The organism is Labrenzia sp. THAF35, assembly GCF_009363595.1.
GTDB lineage: Bacteria > Pseudomonadota > Alphaproteobacteria > Rhizobiales > Stappiaceae > Roseibium > Roseibium algicola.
The window spans coordinates 108,794-124,711 of sequence record NZ_CP045382.1; the positions used below are offsets into that span (position 1 = coordinate 108,794).

Consider the following 15,918-nt stretch of genomic DNA (forward strand, 5'->3'; position numbering starts at 1 on the left):
GGATCAGGCCGCCTGTAGTTGTTGGACGTATGCTGTGGAACCTCGTTTGGTCGCGGCGATCCAATCAATGGGTTGCTCTGCCTTCAAAAAACTTGCCGAAATATTCACCTGAATTGCCTTCTGGATTTCTTTTTAAGCTCTCGATTGTCAGGGTGCACGCCAAATCCTCCTTTATTTAATTCAAGGACCATCAACGGAAGAAATGTAAGCATATCAGTTTGTTGCAGGAGAAAGATAAAATTTTAGACAAGTCTAATTAGAATTATAGTAAAATGTAATTCAAATATTAGTTTATATTTCTTTTTATTTGACTCAATACTTACTGAGAAGCTTTTATTAAAATAAAATTCAAGATGACATCGTGAAGCCAGCCTTAAGGGAGGGCTTTGGGATGAAAAGACTACAAAATATACTTCTGCCAACAACTTTTCTGGCATTGTTGGTAACTTCTTCCGCGTCTGCGTCAGCCGATACCGGGCGCTTTATGGACATGAAACAAGACGTCAAAGCACCCATCGGATACGTACAGTTTTGCCGAGACAACATTGGTGCTTGTTCAAATGAACGCTATGAGCCGGTCGTCGTAAAATTGACGGAAGAAAGATGGCAGGAATTGCTCGCGATTAACACGGATGTAAATCGTCGTGTTCGGCCAATGACCGATGACGATCTCTATGGCAAACCAGAGTATTGGACCTACCCAGACGACGGATATGGAGATTGTGAGGAATATGTCCTTGAAAAGCAACGAGAGCTTCTAAATGCGGGATGGCCGCGCAGCACTCTGCTAATCACCGTCGCAAAGGACCTCCAGAATGGTGGTCATGCTGTGCTGACAGTCCGCACGGACTACGGGGACATGATATTGGACAACCAAGCTGAAACAGTTCTGCCTTGGTATTCGACGCCGTACCGATACATTAAACGTCAATCTCCGTATTCCGCCGCGCTTTGGACCGGGATTGACGACGCCCGCGTGACCACTGTTGCCAGCGTACCAAGGAAGTAACGGTTTACTCTAGACGTCCTGGAGCCTTCCTCTGGGACCGCGGTCTTAATTGATGCGCAGAACAGTGAGGAAGGAGCCCGCTGATTAGGCTTCGGAATTAGTTGCGTTTTTAGGGTCGCAGCTTCTTTGGACATCATGATCAGTTCGAAAAGCTGCACATCTAATCAGGAGAAGCGTTTCTGCAAAGCGGTGTTCACGGCTTCTGATAGCAGCACAAGAATGATGATCGCCAGCGTCACCGTCGCTGCCTTGTCGTACTGAAACGAGCGGACGTAGGTCTGAATATATAGACCGATGCCGCCTGCGCCGACGACGCCGAGGATCAGGCTCTCGCGCAAATTCAGTTCGAACCGGAAGACGGTATCGCGCAGAACCAGCGGCGCCATTTGCGGCCAGATCCCCCAGCGCAGTTGCTGTAATCTGTTGGCGCCCGCGCTTTCCAGTGCCTTCACCGGTTCGGGCGAGACGGTATCGATCGCCTCTGCGTAAAATTTCGCCAGCATGCCCGTTGCGTGAAATGTCACTGCCAGGATACCGGGCAACGGTCCAAGGCCGACTGCACCGACCATCAGCATGGCAACCAGGATCAGCGGAATTGCCCGCACGATCGCAAGCAGCGATCGGACGGGCCGCCAGATTGCCGGCGGAACCAGTGTTTCCGCTGCCAAAATGCCAAGAACGACGGAAAACAGGACGGCGAAGAAAGTTCCCAGAATGGCAATGCGCAGGGTCTCCGCCAGACCTTGCAAAACTTCCGGCCAAATGGACATGTCTGGCGGCAGCATCCGGCCGAAAAATTCGCCCAGGCGCGCCTTTGCGCCGGGGAGCTTTTCCAATCCCATATCTGCGCTTCCCAGTGACCACAAGATGGCAGCGGCCAGCACAAGCCAGGTCACGGTGCGCGACATCAACTCACCACACGCAGTTCGGCGCTCGGAGACGCGCCATGATAAAGCTCCGAAATATCGGCAGCGCTTACCTGCCCCGAAGGCCGGTCGAAGAGCAGTTTGCCGTCGCGCAGGCCGATGATGCGATCGGCGAAACGCTGTGACAGCTCCGGCTGATGCGAGCTGAAGACGACGGTGATGCCGCGTTTGCGGGCAGCACCTGTAATCAGGCCGAGAATTTTCTCGGCATTGGCCGGGTCGAGATTGCTGACCGGTTCGTCTGCCAGGATCAGTTTCGGTTCCTGGGCCAGACACCGGGCGATGGCGGTGCGTTGCCGTTGTCCGCCGGAGAGTTTGTCCGCGCGGCGCGCGGCCAGATCGGTCAATCCGGTATCCTCCAGAACACCGGAGACGACAAGGTGATCGCGTTCACCGAAGCGGCTCCAGAGCGATTGCCAGGTCCGCATCCGGCCAAGCCTTCCGTTCATCACGTTCTGGTAAACGCTCAACCGGTCAACCAGCGCGAATTCCTGGAAAATGAAGCCTACCTCCGATCTTGCATCTCTCGGGGGACGTGCTGTCGCCGAGTAAGGTGTCTCCAGAACTTCTGCCGTACCGCGCCAGTTCCGCAACCGCCCGTCGAGAAGTGCCAGCAGGGTTGACTTTCCCGCCCCTGACGGCCCCAGAAACGCAACGGTCTCTCCTTCCTTCAGGGTCAGGGAGATATTCGACAGGGCTGGATGCTCATCGAACTGATGCGTAACATCGCAAAGGGCGGCGGCAACACTCATTTCAGGAAACCATAGCGCCGCGCGGTTTCGCGAACGCCTTCATAGACTTCCGGGTCGGCGGTAACGTAACCGTCCGGGCCGTAGAGATAGGCCAGCAGGTAGCGGTTTTCCGGATCGTTCAGGCTGAGCATCACCTTAACGAACTTTGCCTGCAATCCGGCATCAAGGCCGGGGCGTGCAATGACCGCATGACTCGGGATCTGTTCCGATTCCGCCAGAACCCTGACTTCTGCCTGCTGGTCCGGTGTTAAAAAGAGGTCCGCATATTGGCTCGCTCCGGAGGCATCGACCAATCCGTTTGCCATGGCCTGCATCGCCTGCTGGTATCCACCGGCAAAGAATTTCCTGCCGAAGAAGCTGTCGGCATCCGCCGCATCGGCAATCAGGCCCTCGCGGACAAACAGATCCAGCGGATAGATATAACCGGATTCCGATACAGGGTCTGCGAAGGCAATGTCACGCCCCTTGAGATCGGCAAGGGTTTCAATGCCGCTGTCCTTGCGGACGAAGACTCGTCCGGAGTAGCTGGGCTGACCCCGGTAGACTTCCGACAAAAGCGGTACCGCTCCGAGCTGATCTTCCGCGAGAACAAATGGCAGGGCGCCCATGAAGGAAATGTCAGCATCGCCGTTTCGAAGCGCCTCGACGGCGGCTGCATGGTCAAAAGTGACGAAACCGGTGACGGGGACGCTCATTTGCTCCGAAAGCCAGCCGGTGATGACTTTGATATCTCCCAGAAGCTTTTCCGGGTTCTCCTGCGGTATGAAGGCCAAGGTCAGACCCTCCTCGGCGGCAAAAGCCGGCAGGACGAAGCTGGCGGAGGCAGCGGCCAGGAACGTGCGGCGGTTCAGCATCAAAACATCCTCTCGTCAATTGCGGCCTGCATGGTATTGAACTTTTGCCATTGCTGTTCCGCCTCGCCCCAGTCTCCTTCAGCGCTGGCATCGCCCACGGCCCTCAGGATAGCGCTGAGTTCATAGATTTCGGGTTTTGCCGCCTGATTGGTCATCACGCTGGCGTCGGCTGCAAGATCCGGCGCAACCGTGTCGATGAGCAACGCGATATTCTGGGCATCACGGGCGGGCAGAAGTGTGTCCAGGGTCGACGCGAAGGTGGTCAGCTCTTCCCAGGACAGGCGGAAGACACTGTCACGGCCTTCAAAGCGCTGATAGGGCTCTTCGCCATCGCCGATGGCTTCCAGATACGCCGTCAGGTCTGCTCGTTGCTCTTCGTCCAACCCAAGATTCCTGGTGTCGTTGAACCAATCCACAACGCTGGCCAGCGTCGGCAGCGAACCGTCATGCATATAGGGGGCGGTGAAGTTAATGTTGCGCAGCGTTGGCGTTTCGAAGGCTGTGGCCGTGCCTCCGGGGAAAGGCCGCTCTGAGCTCCCGATATCGTGTGTCAGTCCATCCGTGAAGTTCTGATCCGGCGTGTGGCAGGACGCGCAGGACTTGCCGTTCAGTCCTGGAAAATCAGTATTGAAGATGGCTTCACCCTGCTTTGCCGCGTCGGAGGCCTTGTCGGTCAGCCGGCCTGCCCGGTCGATTTTCGGGTTCGGCAGCCAGTCGAACTCACGGACATAGGCGACTAGCGCATCAAGCTGGAACGGGGTCGGCTCCTTGCCGGCAAATTCGGTAACGATCACGTTGCGGATGAAGCGGCGCAGACTGGGTTCGCGTCCGTCACGGCCATAAGGCGCGGTGAACCGTATACCGCGCATCGACGGCGTATCGAGGTGATCGTCCTTCCGGTCATTGAACATCGGATTGAAGAAAGCACCGTCGACATCCATCCCCCCGGGGCGATAGCTGAGGCCCGGAATGAAGAACTCCCTGTTGATGTCAGATCTGTTATGGCAGGTGGAACAGGCAATCCCAAGTTCCTGCGCCGGACCGCCGAAGATCTCAGGACTGTCAAACAGCATGTCGCCATAAGCGACAAGCGGCAGGTTGGCTTCGTCTTCACCGGCTTCCTCGAATTGAAGAATAAGGCGCGGCAGCTCGCTTTGATCGGCGATGTTTGATCCCGGAGGCAATGTTGCGGGCAGTTTCACTTCCGGTCCAGAAAGGAAAACCGTTTCCGGAACAGGAGCCAGCTTGTCACGAGTTGCAAATTCTGCCGGCAAGTAGTTGGTACGAATGTAATCGGAAACATCTTTGCGGGCGTTTGCGAATTCTGCCTTGTTGCTTTCCTGTCCGCCTTGGCCCAGAACGCCGCCACTGCCCAGGGACGAGTTTAGGATGAGCCATGCCCTGCCAAGCTGGCGAGCGGCAGGCTCATCGGCGGCGCGAATAGCATCTTCAAAGGCGCGGTAAAGCGTTTCGGCCTTGGCCAACTCAGTGGCTGCTTCTGGAGTTCCGAGCCTGGCATCCGCATTTTCCAGGTGACGCAGTATCCCCTGAGCAACGATGACCGTTGCCGCTTCAAACAGCGCCTGCCTGTCCTGCACTTGAAGAGCACTGTTAAGAGCAGCGGCTTCCTCGTCACTTGCTCTGGAAACCGCGGCATACGGCAGTGAGCTGCCTGGAACGGCGCGGTTCCAGCTGGCTTCAATTTTCTCCCAGGGGACTGGGGAAAGGTTTCCCAGAAACAAGGTGTGCCGATAAGCGGCTGCACGTGGAGCCCAGGGGGCTTCTTTGATTGCGGTGGCTTGCGCGGTTAGCGGAACAAGGCAGATCGCTGCGCTGGCAAGGAGAGTTTTCATAGCTGCGCCTATTATATTTAGACTAGGCTAAATTTCTTAGGATGATCTAACGCATTGTCAAGTGACTAATTTCACGGCATACACAATCACCATGAAAACAAAGAGGATGTGTTCCGTTCATGACCGGTCCTTCACCCAAGGTGTCCGATAGAAGTGTCGATGAACAGGCCAGCGGGTTCGAGGCTGTGCGCACCGCGCACCAGAGTGAAATGGTCGAGGACTATGTGGAACTCATCGCGGAACTGATCCACCTGAACGGGTCTGCGCGTCCGGTAGAAATTGCCGAACGGCTTGGCGTTGCGCAGCCGACGGTATCGAAAAATCTTGCTAGGCTGAAGCGAGAAGGTCTTATCCTTAAGGAGCGCTACCGCGATATACGTTTGACTGAGGCGGGCCGCCAACTGGCGGAAGCCTGCCGCAAGAGGCACAGGATTGTCGTCGATTTCCTGGTTACACTAGGAATTTCCGCAGAAGTGGCCGAGCAAGACGCGGAGGGTATCGAGCATCATGTCAGCGAAGAGACGCTGAAAGTGTTTCAAGATTTCGTGAAAAGAAACGCGCCCGGCACCGACTGAGCACGGCTCGAGTTGGTGGTAACATTTCGTCAAATCAATCTTCTAAACCCAGCAAAGAGCATATTGAGTAGAATGGGACCAACCTGTGCACTCAACGCGAAGCCACAAAACTAATTGGAACCCCGCGGTGGGTCGTGCAGCGACTTACCCTTGATCGGCCAGAAACTCTAATCGCAAGTTGTACAGCTGACGACGCAAGATCAGCTCCAACGCAGAAGGCCAGCGCGAGCAATCGACGTTCGAATGAACCGGATTGAGACATCCAACAACAGGTTGACGGTTAACCCAGAAAGTCCGCTTGAACACATCTCCGGTTTGTTGGAGCGGGCGGCATTTTGACACCTGTGAAACACCTCGGACACCTTCTAGATGCATAGGATCAATCCTCGAAGTTCGATCAAAATACCGGCGATGAAGAACAAAGTACCTATTGAAAACAGCCCAAAGCCGATTCTAAAGAAGCTGACCGACTCCTGTGTTTCACATCCGATGATTTCGATCGGGTTGTATGTCTGTGCCGTGTCGCTGTTTTTCTTTATCTTTCCCGGTGCCGATATTTGGTCGAGCGGATTGTTTTATTCAGAAGTTTTCGGTTTCTGGGCGAAGAACATGGCGTTTCTCAGAGACGTAAGGTATCTCGGCATATTTCTAGTTCAGGTGGTTGCGACTACTTGTGTTGCTGTGTTCGTTCTGAAGTTGCTTATCCCCGATCGTCCACCGCTCATGCCACTCCGCCAACCCTTGTTTCTGCTGTCGACTCTGGTTCTTGGCCCCGGCGTGCTCGTAAATTTGATCTTGAAGGACAATTGGGGTCGCCCGAGACCGCAACATGTGGCTGAGTTCGGCGGAGACCTACCCTATCAAACTGTCTGGAAAGTCACTGACTATTGTGACCGAAACTGTTCTTTCGTCTCTGGAGAAGCGTCTTCCGCCATTTGGTTGACTTCAGTCGCCTTTCTAGTTCCCGCTACGTGGCGCAAAGCGACGCTGCTATTCGTGTTGCCGCTTTGCTTCATCCTGTCATTAAACCGAATCGCATTCGGCGGTCACTTCCTTTCTGACACATTAATTTCCTGGGGCGTAACGCTGCTGCTCAGTTTCGCAGTCTTTCATCTGCTCTTTCAAAGAACGCGGCCAATTGTGAGTGATCGTTCGTTGGACGAATGGATGACCGCTCTTGGAAGATTTATGCAACTGAGTTTTCAAAGACTAAGGCGACGGTAAGCAAAATTTTATTGAATTACCTTTCGTTTCCCAGAGTTTGATCTTATGGGCGCTGATTTCGTGCCGGAGGAGATTTGCAGCCAAAGACTTCCGATATCATGCACTGCGGCACACGACGCGTCAGAAATGTATTTTGAGTCTAGCTAACAAGCACTCAGTAAACGTGTTGCAGTACTGTTGGCGTTACCGGCGGCACGGATCCTAATGGTAACGCACACTTGCGGTGGCCTTAGTGCAATTAAAAGGATCGAAAAACCTCTAAGATAGACCTCTTTGTAGTTCAACATCAGATTGCTTGATTGAACGCTTCCTCATTGTAGTCATGTTGCAAAATTCGAGGCCTACGGGCGTCACGTAATAAGTTGTCGATTGCACTGCGTTCGGACTCAAATCTTTCGCGCATTTCTCTATCGAGCACGCGTCCTTCTGGAAGTCTGGCTCGCATTGGATCCAAAGGTTGGCCATTAGCTAGCATCTCGAAGTGAAGGTGAGGTCCTGTTGAAAGTCCAGTCGAGCCAACATAACCTATGATTTGTCCCTGTTTGACGCGAACACCTTCCTTTATGCCTTTGGCAAATCCGGTCTGATGATTGTAGGTGGTCGTGTACCCATTGGTGTGTCGAAGTTCAGTTCGCTTCCCATAGCCGGAACTCCAACCTGCCTTTATCACGGTACCATCTCCAGCAGCCATGATCGGTGTCCCGCGCGGAGCAGACCAGTCCACTCCCTTATGCATTCTTGAATATTTGTAGACGGGATGCCGACGCATGCCGAAGCCGGATCGGAACTTGCCACCATCAATCGGTTTCCTGAGCAGGAACTTTTTTGCGCTTTGGCCGAACGCATCATAAAAGTCAGTAGCTCCATCGTCAGGCGTCCGGAAACGGTAAAATTCCAGCGTTGTCTTGCCATTGCTCAGCGCAGCAAAGTGGATCTTAGATCCGAAGTTACGGTCATCTCTGGAGTATAGCAGCTCTATGGTAGCACCAGGCCTAATGGAGGCCTTGAAATCGATGCTAAAGGACAACATGCGAACAAGTTCATTTACAACGTTTTTTGGTATGTCTTGCTCAAGTGCAGTTTGATAAAGACTATCGTATAGCGCTGGCGTTGGCCCGCTGTGGGAGACACGATCCGCGTCAGCAAAGGCTGCTGCTGGAAAGGTGCTAGGCGGCCGGGCTTTGATGTAATCGCCGCCGTCTGATTGGGCAACGGTCGCTTCGTGTTTCGTATCGCTATACAGACTGATACGCACGGGCAGCTTTCGCTCCGGATCGTCCTGTGAGGGCGCGTACGCTATTCGGAGTCGTTGTCCGTCTTCAAGTTTGGAGATTCCATACAATCGCTGAAACGCAAGTGTGATCGATGCAGCTTCTACTTCTGGAACCTGCTGATTTAGGAGGGTCCCCGTAAGGTTTTGCCCCTGAGCCACTGGCACAATGCTTTCATCCATTCCGGCTAACCGAATATCGTCATCGCGTTTTGACACGAAAGAAACGTTTTCCGGCGTTATCCGAACCGCATAGCGCTCCAAATCTGGCTGAAGCGCCAAATTGAAGTCGAAACGCCCAGGATCAATCACTGCTTCATAATCCATGTTAGTTGCATCCACCGAACGGGTCCGGATAAATTTGCGAACTTTCAATTCAATTTCCGATTCTGACAACGTCTTGTCCAAATCGAAATCCGTGTTCGATGATGGAAATGGTGTAAGGCTTATACTGACATCATTGGCCAATTTCACACCGTACAGCGAGTCGGCAAGAAGAGAAGTTGCAACTCCCTCGGTTGCCCCTGTCGCTTCTTTCTCCGCACTCCTAGAAAATATGTTCAGCGTACTGAAGGCCGGAATTTGAGATGCAAGCGACGGGTCTTTCTTGGTAGCAAGCGTAGCGCTGATGAAAATATGTGGTTGAGCGCGAATGTTGTCTCTGTCGCCCTCACGGGAGACAATATTCACATCTATTAATTGCTTGCTGGAATATTCAGTCGCCGATCGCAGAAACCTGTCTTCTTTGCTGTAACCGTTGTTCGAGATCGACAACTCATTCAATAAAGCACTCGAGGATTTCGCCCTTTCAACTTCGTATTGGCCATCAAAGGCAGCGAATAGCGCGCCGCCCATCAAGAACAGGGATGTGACGCCAGTGAGTGCTGAACCAGCGAACCAGCGCAGTGAAACCCCTCGTCGGTCCGACATGCCATACACCCCTTCGTAACCAAGCAGCGGCGGTTCTTGACCGAGCTCGATTTTTGAGGACTGGGGGTTTTGGGTAGCGTCAAAGTGCATTGCTATCTTTCGGAAGTTAAGCAACCAATTTGTGGATCGAATTCGTTCGTGCAGCGCGGTGTCATTTGATTGCCATCACCATTCGAACATATCCCGTTTGTTGTTGGTTACATCCGCGAAGAGGCTACCTCTTCGTTCACCAAAGCTCGCAGTTCTGCCTCGCCAAACGAACTAAGGTGACGGCCGTTAACGAAAAACGTGGGTGTCTGGGTTACGTCTAAAACTTCGGCATCGGCGCGGTCCTGATTAATACTCGCTGCTATAATGCATTCTGGGATCTGAGTTCGCGTAGCTTTTGGGTCGTTGCCGGCCTCTTTAGCTACATTGGTCGGGGCACAGAACACTAGCCAGTAAGCGCGCGCAGGCCCGTCGCGGTCCAGCAGAATGGGCAAACCTATAGCCGTTACCTGTTGCCAGGAATTCACGAGATTGCGATTGGGCCATAAGAAGTTCCTGAGTCGGGTTTCCAAACTGGTGAGTTGTTTACACCCTCTAGCCACTTTAGGTTCAAGCGATTTCGCAATTGTCGGAATGAAATTGTTAAACACAGTACGATCTAACTCGCATGACGAATAATGTATTGCTTTGTACGTTTTCGCTATGCTGTGCCACCGCTCCTGTCAAAGGTGACCGAATGAACCGTATTATCGTTTGCAGTACATGCAAATGCGACCCTTCGCCAGATCTTGATGCATTGCGTCGATCGTTGAACGAATCAGGAATGGCGATTGAGGTTACACAGATTGAATGCATGGGGGCCTGTGAACAACCGATTGCGGTGGCGTTTCAGGGGGTTGGTAGAGCGGCATACCTTTTTTCAGGCCTCATCTTTCCAGACGACATTGCTGACATCATCTCGACGGCCCGAAATTTTCTGGCAACGGACAAAGGCTGGATCGAAGACGCCCGACCATGTGGACGTCTCCGTTTCTGCCTCAGAGCGCGCATTCCGGCGCTATAAGCCTATTCCACGTTCACAGTCACCGTAGCCTTAAGCGGTTCCGTCTCGACAGCGAGCATGCGGTGATCGTTGGAATTGAGCGTAACCTCAACCGTCGCATCACCTTTTGGAAGAGTCGGCAGGTGGAGCCATGCACTGTAGTGCCGCGCGACCTTCACGCCATTTACATATACGTGGGCATGGCCCTCGCCCAACACATGATCCGAGCCTGCCCGCTCCGGAGCAAAGCTGAAATTTTCCGTCATGATATGAAGATTGTAGCCGCTAACCGGATCCTTCGAGACACTGATTTTCAAGGACGGTGCATCGGGACCGCCAGGTACAGAGGTAGTCCTGTTGTGGTTGTGGCCAGCGGTTTGGCCGGAATGATTAGTTTTGAGCTCCACTGATGCGGTCTGCATCTGGTGATCGCTGGCTGATGAGTGGTCATGACCGTCAAGAGCGACACCATTGCTTGCGGCAACAACAAAGCCGATGCCTCCGCCAAAGACCAGCCCGATGGCGAAGAGTGCGAGAGAGCGTTCCATGGGGTTTCAGGTTTCCTTAAAAAGAAACCGGGCAAAACGAGATGTTTCGCCCGGTCGGTTATGATTTAGATTCCGGATCAGGCCGCCTGCGTTGCGCCGACCCTCGCCCCCTCGCGCTGCCAGAAAAAACCTGCAAAACAACCAAGCAGAAGCCAGGCTGCCATTCCGACGCCAAAGGCACGGCTGGCAAACATTGCCCCGATCTCGGTCGGAACTGGGCCGGTGAAGGTGTCCGGCTCTGGCGCGCCGATCACGTGTGGTGCCAGCAGCAGCATTGCTGCTGCGCCCCAAGCCATCCAATTGCGGCCGAATGCGATCAGCCACAATCCGGCGCCTGCGGTAAGGACGGTCGCCCACCACCAGATCTGCCGGGCAAAAACATCCGCCGCCGCGACGCCGGGCACTTCGGGAGCTAGGCTGAATCCGGGCGCGAAGTGGAACGCGACGAACCCTGCAACACCCCAAAGCAGGCCGTTGCGACCCGTTATAACCGCACCGCGCATTTCGGCAATTGCCATGCCGGCGAGCAGAATGAAGGCATAACCGGTATAGGTGAGCATCGTGAAGATGACGCTCAGGCCATCGCGCAAAGGATCGATCCCGCCCAGCTCTTGTTGAGCGCTGACTGCCTCGGTTCCGAAATGGACCAATTCCCCCGATTCATAAAGCTCCGCATGGAGAAGGACTGGCTGAACAAAAATAAGCTGTAGCAGGGCCGCGATAAGCCCCGCCGCAGCACCAGCGAACAAGCCGCTGACCAAGAGGCGAGTCAGCATTTTAGTGACACGGGAATCCGGTCGCGTGGCGCACATCGTGTGCTGCGTCGTGCAAAGCGCTCGCCTGCACGTGACCCGTGATCGAAATAATCGCGACACCCAGTACCGCAGCAAAAGCAAGCGATACGATTTTCGTCGCGGAAACGGTGGTTTTTGCAGATTGTGTCGTCATTTTATCCTCTTTGCTGTCACACCCGACAGAAGGGTTTTCAGTGAATGTCTGGCAGGTCTCCTGGCTCGCGGGTCGTGGCGCTTTGCCGGGCCTTCCCCACAACATTCGTTGCAAGTGGCATGTCCGGTCAGCACTCTCCGCATACAGTCGCGGGGGCGGCTTCGGCTCCTGACGCCCTGCATGGGTCCGCCATATCCGAATTCCCTGTTCGTTTCCCAGCACTTTGTGCCGAATGGAAAACCAAACAGGTTTTATTATGGCGCATTTTTTTTGATCGCGAAAGCACAAATCCGACACGTAATTGATGCGTTCGCGATGACATTCAATGCCTGGGAACTTGCACACTGTCGGTGCCGAAGCTCGATTTCAAGCCGGTCGACAGGCGACGGGGAATAATGATGGATCAGACTGTTTTCTCTGTCGGGATATCGAAAAATTCCTGCCGTCCCTGGTCCTTGAAAAGCAACCGCCGGGCCATCTTTCACTCCATACTATGACTGCCGATGACCCATGTCTGTGTCCGAAAACGTCCGATTGCGTACAGGGGCAAAACACCCTGTCCACAAATTACCTTGACATCATTCTGGACAGCTAACTAATTTGAACAGCCTTTTCGGACAGGAATGACGCTATGTCACGCACCTTTGCCTATACCCGCGTGTCAACGACCGGACAGACGACGCAAAACCAGTTAGAAGAAATCCGGGCGGCGGGGTTCCAGGTCGACGACCGCCGGATTGTGACCGAGACTATTTCCGGCAGTGTGCCGATAACGCAGCGTCCGGAATTCGCTCGGCTGGTGGACCGTTTAGAGCCGGGCGACATTCTCATCGTGACGAAACTCGATCGCCTCGGCCGGGATGCGATAGACGTCAGTTCAACAGTAAAGGCATTGGCCGACGAAGGAGTACGGGTATACTGTCTTGCACTTGGCGGTGTCGACCTGGCGAGTTCCGCCGGCACGATGTCCATGAACGTGCTCAATGCCGTTGCCCAGTTCGAGCGGGATTTGCTCATCGAGCGAACGCAGTCAGGCCTAAGACGTGCCAAGTCCGAAGGGAAAGTTCTGGGTCGGCGGCCAAGCCTGACAGACAGCCAAAAGCAAGAGGTGCGGGTTGCGCTGAGTTCCGGCAAAAGCATTTCCGCCATAGCCCGTGCATTTGGTACCAGCCGTCAAACAATCATGCGGGTGCGTGACGAATTCCGTTGAGCAAGAAGCAGGATCGGATTTCCATTCTTCGAAACGAGGGCTATCAAGAATGCAAACTTTTGCGGCATATGTCGGCGCAGCCGTTTTTTGAAATAGCAGGATGTTTTGCATTTTGGGCTTGGCTGCGGCTCGACAAATCAATCTGGTGGATCGTTCCGGGTCTCGCCGTGCTGAGTCTATTTGCATATTTGCTCGCTTTGGTAGATAGCGCGGCCGCAGGTCGTGCATATGCGGCCTATGGGGGTATCTACATTGCGAGTTCTCTCATATGGCTCTGGCTGGTCGAGGGCGTCCACCCCGACCGCTGGGACCTCTTAGGGGCAACTATCTGTCTCGTCGGGGCTGCGATCATAGTTGCCGCGCCTCATTCTCGGGCCTAATCTTGTCGCTCTATTGGGATTGCCCCGCGGTTTCAATCCATAAAACAGCGCCGCCTGTAACAATGCCGATGCTGGTTTTGTTATGCGTACACCAAAAAGCATCTCCTGTGCTGACGGAGATGATGGACGACGTGTGCGTGAGACTGGCGGCGACGTCGAACATAGCCGCGTAGGACACAGGCACTTGGAGCGGGGCGGATGAGCTGATCAGCAATCCAAGGCGTCCAAAAGCTTGGTATAGAGTCTGAATTTTGATGCTTGAAATATCAATAATGATGCTTTAGATCGTTTATGTCATATTCGAGACTTACCCCATGATCACTAGCCAGCAAATGCGTGCAGCGCGCGCGCTTCTCGGCATCGACCAGAAAACCCTGGCCGAACTTGCCGATCTTTCTGTTCCGACGATCCAACGTATGGAGGCTAGCGCCGGCAATGTGCGCGGTGTGGTCGACAGCTTGACAAAGGTCATCGAGGCGCTGGAACTCGCCGGTGTCGAACTGATCGGCGAAGGCGCTCCAAGCACGGCAGGCGGGCGCGGTGTTCGCTTGAAATCTCCACTCCCGAAACCCTAACCCCCAGAACTCGCGACGGCGACCGCCGACGACATGCCGACGATCCCGCCGCAACCCATCCAAGGTGCGGCTCCAAATGAAAGAACAGACCAGACCGACCGGCGATACGCCAAGTTTTGCCGAACTCTACACACCAAAACTCGTGACTGTGCTGCGCGAGGGTTACGCGCTGCCACAATTGCGCTCTGACGCCATCGCCGGGTTGACTGTTGCCATCGTGGCTCTGCCACTTTCCATGGCCATCGCCATAGCCTCTGGCGCGACCCCGGCGCAAGGGCTCTACACCGCCATTGTCGGCGGCTTCCTCGTCTCTCTCCTTGGTGGATCACGGTTCCAGATCGGCGGGCCCGCAGGCGCATTTATCGTCCTTGTCGCGGCCACTGTTTCGCAGCACGGGATGGACGGACTGATCCTAGCGACTTTCCTTTCGGGCCTGATGCTGACCGCAGCAGGCTTTCTGCGTCTCGGCACATTCATCAAGTTCATTCCCTTTCCGGTGACAGTGGGCTTCACCGCCGGAATCGCGATCATCATCTTCGCCAGCCAGATCAAGGAACTCTTCGGCCTGTCGCTTGACCATGAGCCGGGTGAATTACTGGAAAAGCTCGTTGCCCTGTGGGAAGCGCGCGACAGCGTTACACCATCTGCGTTCCTCGTCTCGGCGGCGACAGTCGCGATCATCCTCGGGTTTCGCAGGTGGCGGCCGCATTGGCCGGGCATGCTGATCGCGGTCAGCGTCGCTGCCCTGGCGACGGCACTCCTGGACCTGCCAGTGCAGACCATCGGAACCAAGTTCGGCGGCATCCCCTCAATTCTGCCAGCCCCCAGTCTGCCGGAGTTGTCGATCGACAAGATCATGGCGGTTTTGCCCGCAGCAATCTCATTCACGCTTCTGGGCGCGATCGAGTCGCTCTTGTCCGCGGTCGTCGCCGATGGCATGACCGGGCGGCGGCACCGGTCGAACTGCGAGCTTGTGGCGCAAGGGGCTGCCAATATAGGCTCTTCCCTCTTTGGCGGTTTTTGCGTAACCGGCACCATTGCCCGCACCGCGACCAACGTTCGCTCGGGCGCGCATGGGCCGATTTCGGGCATGCTGCACGCGGTGTTCTTGCTGCTCTTCATGTTGATCGCCGCGCCGCTTGCCGCCTACATTCCTCTCGCAGCCCTTGCGGGCGTACTCGCCGTCGTCGCCTGGAATATGATTGAGAAGCCCGCGATTGCTATCCTTGTTCGATCGGGCTGGGGAGAAGCGACGGTGCTCGCCTCGACCTTCTTCCTGACTATTTTCCGTGACTTGACCGAAGCTATCGTCGTTGGCTTCGCGCTGGGTTCGGTCCTGTTCATTCAGAGGATGAGCAAGACCACTGCTGTCGCCACTCATACGCCCTTCGTGAGCCGCGACGAGGCGGATGACGCCCATCCACGTGGAAACTATGATGAAGAGGTTTTGGCCAATCCGGAGGTCGTGGTCTACCGCATCACAGGCGCGCTTTTCTTCGGCGCAACCGCTTCTATCGGCTCGGTTCTTGATCGTATCCAGGACAGCCACAAGGCACTGATTGTCGACTTCTCGTCGGTACCATTCCTTGATTCAACCGGAGCCAATATGATCGAGGGTCTTGCTCACAAGGCACACAATCGCGGCGTTGCGTTCTGGCTCACAGGCGCGAGCCGCGACATCCTGCGAGTTTTCGTCACCCACGGCCTGAAACGCCCTCTGGTACACTATTCCGCCAGCATCGATGACGCTCTCAAGTCCATCGCGGAACGCCCGGAAGAACGGCGGGGTGTCGCGTAATATCGGTTACGGCATTGGAAGGGGATACAGCTTCTA

General features: G+C 54.7%; 15 protein-coding genes, 1 pseudogene and 1 riboswitch. Of the genes and pseudogenes, 8 read left to right on the forward strand and 8 right to left on the reverse strand.

Annotated elements, in window-relative coordinates; translation table 11 throughout:
* The first annotated feature begins 391 nt into the window (after positions 1 to 391).
* Complete coding sequence (locus tag FIU93_RS30715; protein ID WP_152508051.1) at positions 392 to 1,009, forward strand: transglutaminase-like cysteine peptidase; 618 nt, start codon at positions 392 to 394, stop codon at positions 1,007 to 1,009.
* Positions 1,010 to 1,173: 164 nt separating this feature from the next.
* On the opposite strand, the gene phnE is transcribed toward FIU93_RS30715, so the two are convergent.
* Genes phnE through FIU93_RS30735 form a run of 4 tightly spaced genes read right to left on the reverse strand, consistent with a single transcriptional unit; the run spans position 1,174 to position 5,394 of the window.
* Positions 1,174 to 1,917, reverse strand: coding sequence for a phosphonate ABC transporter, permease protein PhnE (gene phnE, locus FIU93_RS30720; RefSeq protein ID WP_062492091.1), 744 nt, complete (start codon positions 1,915 to 1,917; stop codon positions 1,174 to 1,176).
* On the reverse strand, positions 1,917 to 2,687 hold the full coding sequence (locus tag FIU93_RS30725; RefSeq protein ID WP_077294817.1) for an ATP-binding cassette domain-containing protein: 771 nt from the start codon (positions 2,685 to 2,687) through the stop codon (positions 1,917 to 1,919). Before FIU93_RS30725 ends, phnE begins: the two co-directional genes overlap by 1 nt.
* Positions 2,684 to 3,541 carry a phosphate/phosphite/phosphonate ABC transporter substrate-binding protein gene (locus tag FIU93_RS30730; RefSeq protein WP_062492093.1) on the reverse strand — a complete coding sequence of 286 codons (858 nt, stop codon included), beginning with the start codon at positions 3,539 to 3,541 and terminating at the stop codon, positions 2,684 to 2,686. Before FIU93_RS30730 ends, FIU93_RS30725 begins: the two co-directional genes overlap by 4 nt.
* Positions 3,541 to 5,394, reverse strand: coding sequence for a cytochrome c peroxidase (locus FIU93_RS30735; protein WP_008188231.1), 1,854 nt, complete (start codon positions 5,392 to 5,394; stop codon positions 3,541 to 3,543). The genes FIU93_RS30730 and FIU93_RS30735 overlap by 1 nt, the downstream gene beginning before the upstream one ends.
* Positions 5,395 to 5,513: 119 nt before the next feature.
* On the opposite strand from FIU93_RS30735, the gene mntR reads away from it, so the two are divergent.
* Entirely contained in the window at positions 5,514 to 5,969 is a 456-nt protein-coding gene (mntR, locus tag FIU93_RS30740; RefSeq protein WP_040450248.1) for a manganese-binding transcriptional regulator MntR, read from the forward strand.
* Between the two features lie 369 nt (positions 5,970 to 6,338).
* Positions 6,339 to 7,193: a phosphatase PAP2 family protein gene (locus FIU93_RS30745; RefSeq protein ID WP_286202353.1), complete on the forward strand. Its 855-nt coding sequence runs from the start codon at positions 6,339 to 6,341 to the stop codon at positions 7,191 to 7,193.
* 286 nt (positions 7,194 to 7,479) lie between these two features.
* On the opposite strand, the gene FIU93_RS30750 is transcribed toward FIU93_RS30745, so the two are convergent.
* A complete protein-coding gene (locus FIU93_RS30750) occupies positions 7,480 to 9,483 on the reverse strand; it encodes a M23 family metallopeptidase (protein ID WP_008188367.1) in 2,004 nt (667 codons plus the stop codon).
* Between the two features lie 634 nt (positions 9,484 to 10,117).
* Between FIU93_RS30750 and FIU93_RS30755 the strand changes: the two genes are divergently transcribed.
* Positions 10,118 to 10,444 carry a DUF1636 family protein gene (locus FIU93_RS30755; protein WP_040450295.1) on the forward strand — a complete coding sequence of 109 codons (327 nt, stop codon included), beginning with the start codon at positions 10,118 to 10,120 and terminating at the stop codon, positions 10,442 to 10,444.
* A 2-nt stretch (positions 10,445 to 10,446) separates the two neighbouring features.
* On the opposite strand, the gene FIU93_RS30760 is transcribed toward FIU93_RS30755, so the two are convergent.
* The 3 genes from FIU93_RS30760 to FIU93_RS30770 all read right to left on the reverse strand — a co-directional run bounded on the left by FIU93_RS30760 (position 10,447) and on the right by FIU93_RS30770 (position 11,919).
* The gene (locus FIU93_RS30760) at positions 10,447 to 10,971 is read right to left on the reverse strand and encodes a hypothetical protein (RefSeq protein WP_008188223.1); all 525 of its coding nucleotides are present in this window, start codon (positions 10,969 to 10,971) and stop codon (positions 10,447 to 10,449) included.
* 77 nt (positions 10,972 to 11,048) lie between these two features.
* Positions 11,049 to 11,747, reverse strand: a complete 699-nt coding sequence (locus FIU93_RS30765; RefSeq protein WP_008188305.1) for a CbtA family protein — start codon at positions 11,745 to 11,747, stop codon at positions 11,049 to 11,051.
* A 1-nt stretch (position 11,748) separates the two neighbouring features.
* A complete protein-coding gene (locus FIU93_RS30770; RefSeq protein WP_008188341.1) occupies positions 11,749 to 11,919 on the reverse strand; it encodes a CbtB domain-containing protein in 171 nt (56 codons plus the stop codon).
* Between the two features lie 32 nt (positions 11,920 to 11,951).
* Positions 11,952 to 12,179, reverse strand: a riboswitch (cobalamin riboswitch).
* Between the two features lie 371 nt (positions 12,180 to 12,550).
* Between FIU93_RS30770 and FIU93_RS30775 the strand changes: the two genes are divergently transcribed.
* The 4 genes and pseudogenes from FIU93_RS30775 to FIU93_RS30790 all read left to right on the forward strand — a co-directional run bounded on the left by FIU93_RS30775 (position 12,551) and on the right by FIU93_RS30790 (position 15,882).
* A complete protein-coding gene (locus FIU93_RS30775; protein ID WP_008188365.1) occupies positions 12,551 to 13,129 on the forward strand; it encodes a recombinase family protein in 579 nt (192 codons plus the stop codon).
* Between the two features lie 49 nt (positions 13,130 to 13,178).
* A pseudogene (locus FIU93_RS30780) lies at positions 13,179 to 13,509 on the forward strand (YnfA family protein).
* A gap of 314 nt (positions 13,510 to 13,823) precedes the next feature.
* Entirely contained in the window at positions 13,824 to 14,084 is a 261-nt protein-coding gene (locus FIU93_RS30785; protein WP_008188226.1) for a helix-turn-helix domain-containing protein, read from the forward strand.
* 76 nt (positions 14,085 to 14,160) lie between these two features.
* Positions 14,161 to 15,882, forward strand: a complete 1,722-nt coding sequence (locus FIU93_RS30790) for a SulP family inorganic anion transporter (protein WP_008188224.1) — start codon at positions 14,161 to 14,163, stop codon at positions 15,880 to 15,882.
* Positions 15,883 to 15,918: the final 36 nt, after the last annotated feature.

What these genes read in the sequence shown, in the direction of transcription:
- FIU93_RS30755 (WP_040450295.1), top strand. Translation starts at nt 10,118, where the DNA reads ATGAACCGTATTATCGTTTGCAGTACATGCAAATGCGACCCTTCGCCA.
- FIU93_RS30760 (WP_008188223.1), bottom strand. Translation starts at nt 10,971, where the DNA reads ATGGAACGCTCTCTCGCACTCTTCGCCATCGGGCTGGTCTTTGGCGGA.
- FIU93_RS30765 (WP_008188305.1), bottom strand. Translation starts at nt 11,747, where the DNA reads ATGCTGACTCGCCTCTTGGTCAGCGGCTTGTTCGCTGGTGCTGCGGCG.
- FIU93_RS30715 (WP_152508051.1), top strand. Translation starts at nt 392, where the DNA reads ATGAAAAGACTACAAAATATACTTCTGCCAACAACTTTTCTGGCATTG.
- FIU93_RS30750 (WP_008188367.1), bottom strand. Translation starts at nt 9,483, where the DNA reads ATGCACTTTGACGCTACCCAAAACCCCCAGTCCTCAAAAATCGAGCTC.
- phnE (WP_062492091.1), bottom strand. Translation starts at nt 1,917, where the DNA reads ATGTCGCGCACCGTGACCTGGCTTGTGCTGGCCGCTGCCATCTTGTGG.
- mntR (WP_040450248.1), top strand. Translation starts at nt 5,514, where the DNA reads ATGACCGGTCCTTCACCCAAGGTGTCCGATAGAAGTGTCGATGAACAG.
- FIU93_RS30725 (WP_077294817.1), bottom strand. Translation starts at nt 2,687, where the DNA reads ATGAGTGTTGCCGCCGCCCTTTGCGATGTTACGCATCAGTTCGATGAG.
- FIU93_RS30785 (WP_008188226.1), top strand. Translation starts at nt 13,824, where the DNA reads ATGATCACTAGCCAGCAAATGCGTGCAGCGCGCGCGCTTCTCGGCATC.
- FIU93_RS30745 (WP_286202353.1), top strand. Translation starts at nt 6,339, where the DNA reads ATGCATAGGATCAATCCTCGAAGTTCGATCAAAATACCGGCGATGAAG.
- FIU93_RS30790 (WP_008188224.1), top strand. Translation starts at nt 14,161, where the DNA reads ATGAAAGAACAGACCAGACCGACCGGCGATACGCCAAGTTTTGCCGAA.
- FIU93_RS30775 (WP_008188365.1), top strand. Translation starts at nt 12,551, where the DNA reads ATGTCACGCACCTTTGCCTATACCCGCGTGTCAACGACCGGACAGACG.
- FIU93_RS30730 (WP_062492093.1), bottom strand. Translation starts at nt 3,541, where the DNA reads ATGCTGAACCGCCGCACGTTCCTGGCCGCTGCCTCCGCCAGCTTCGTC.
- FIU93_RS30735 (WP_008188231.1), bottom strand. Translation starts at nt 5,394, where the DNA reads ATGAAAACTCTCCTTGCCAGCGCAGCGATCTGCCTTGTTCCGCTAACC.
- FIU93_RS30770 (WP_008188341.1), bottom strand. Translation starts at nt 11,919, where the DNA reads ATGACGACACAATCTGCAAAAACCACCGTTTCCGCGACGAAAATCGTA.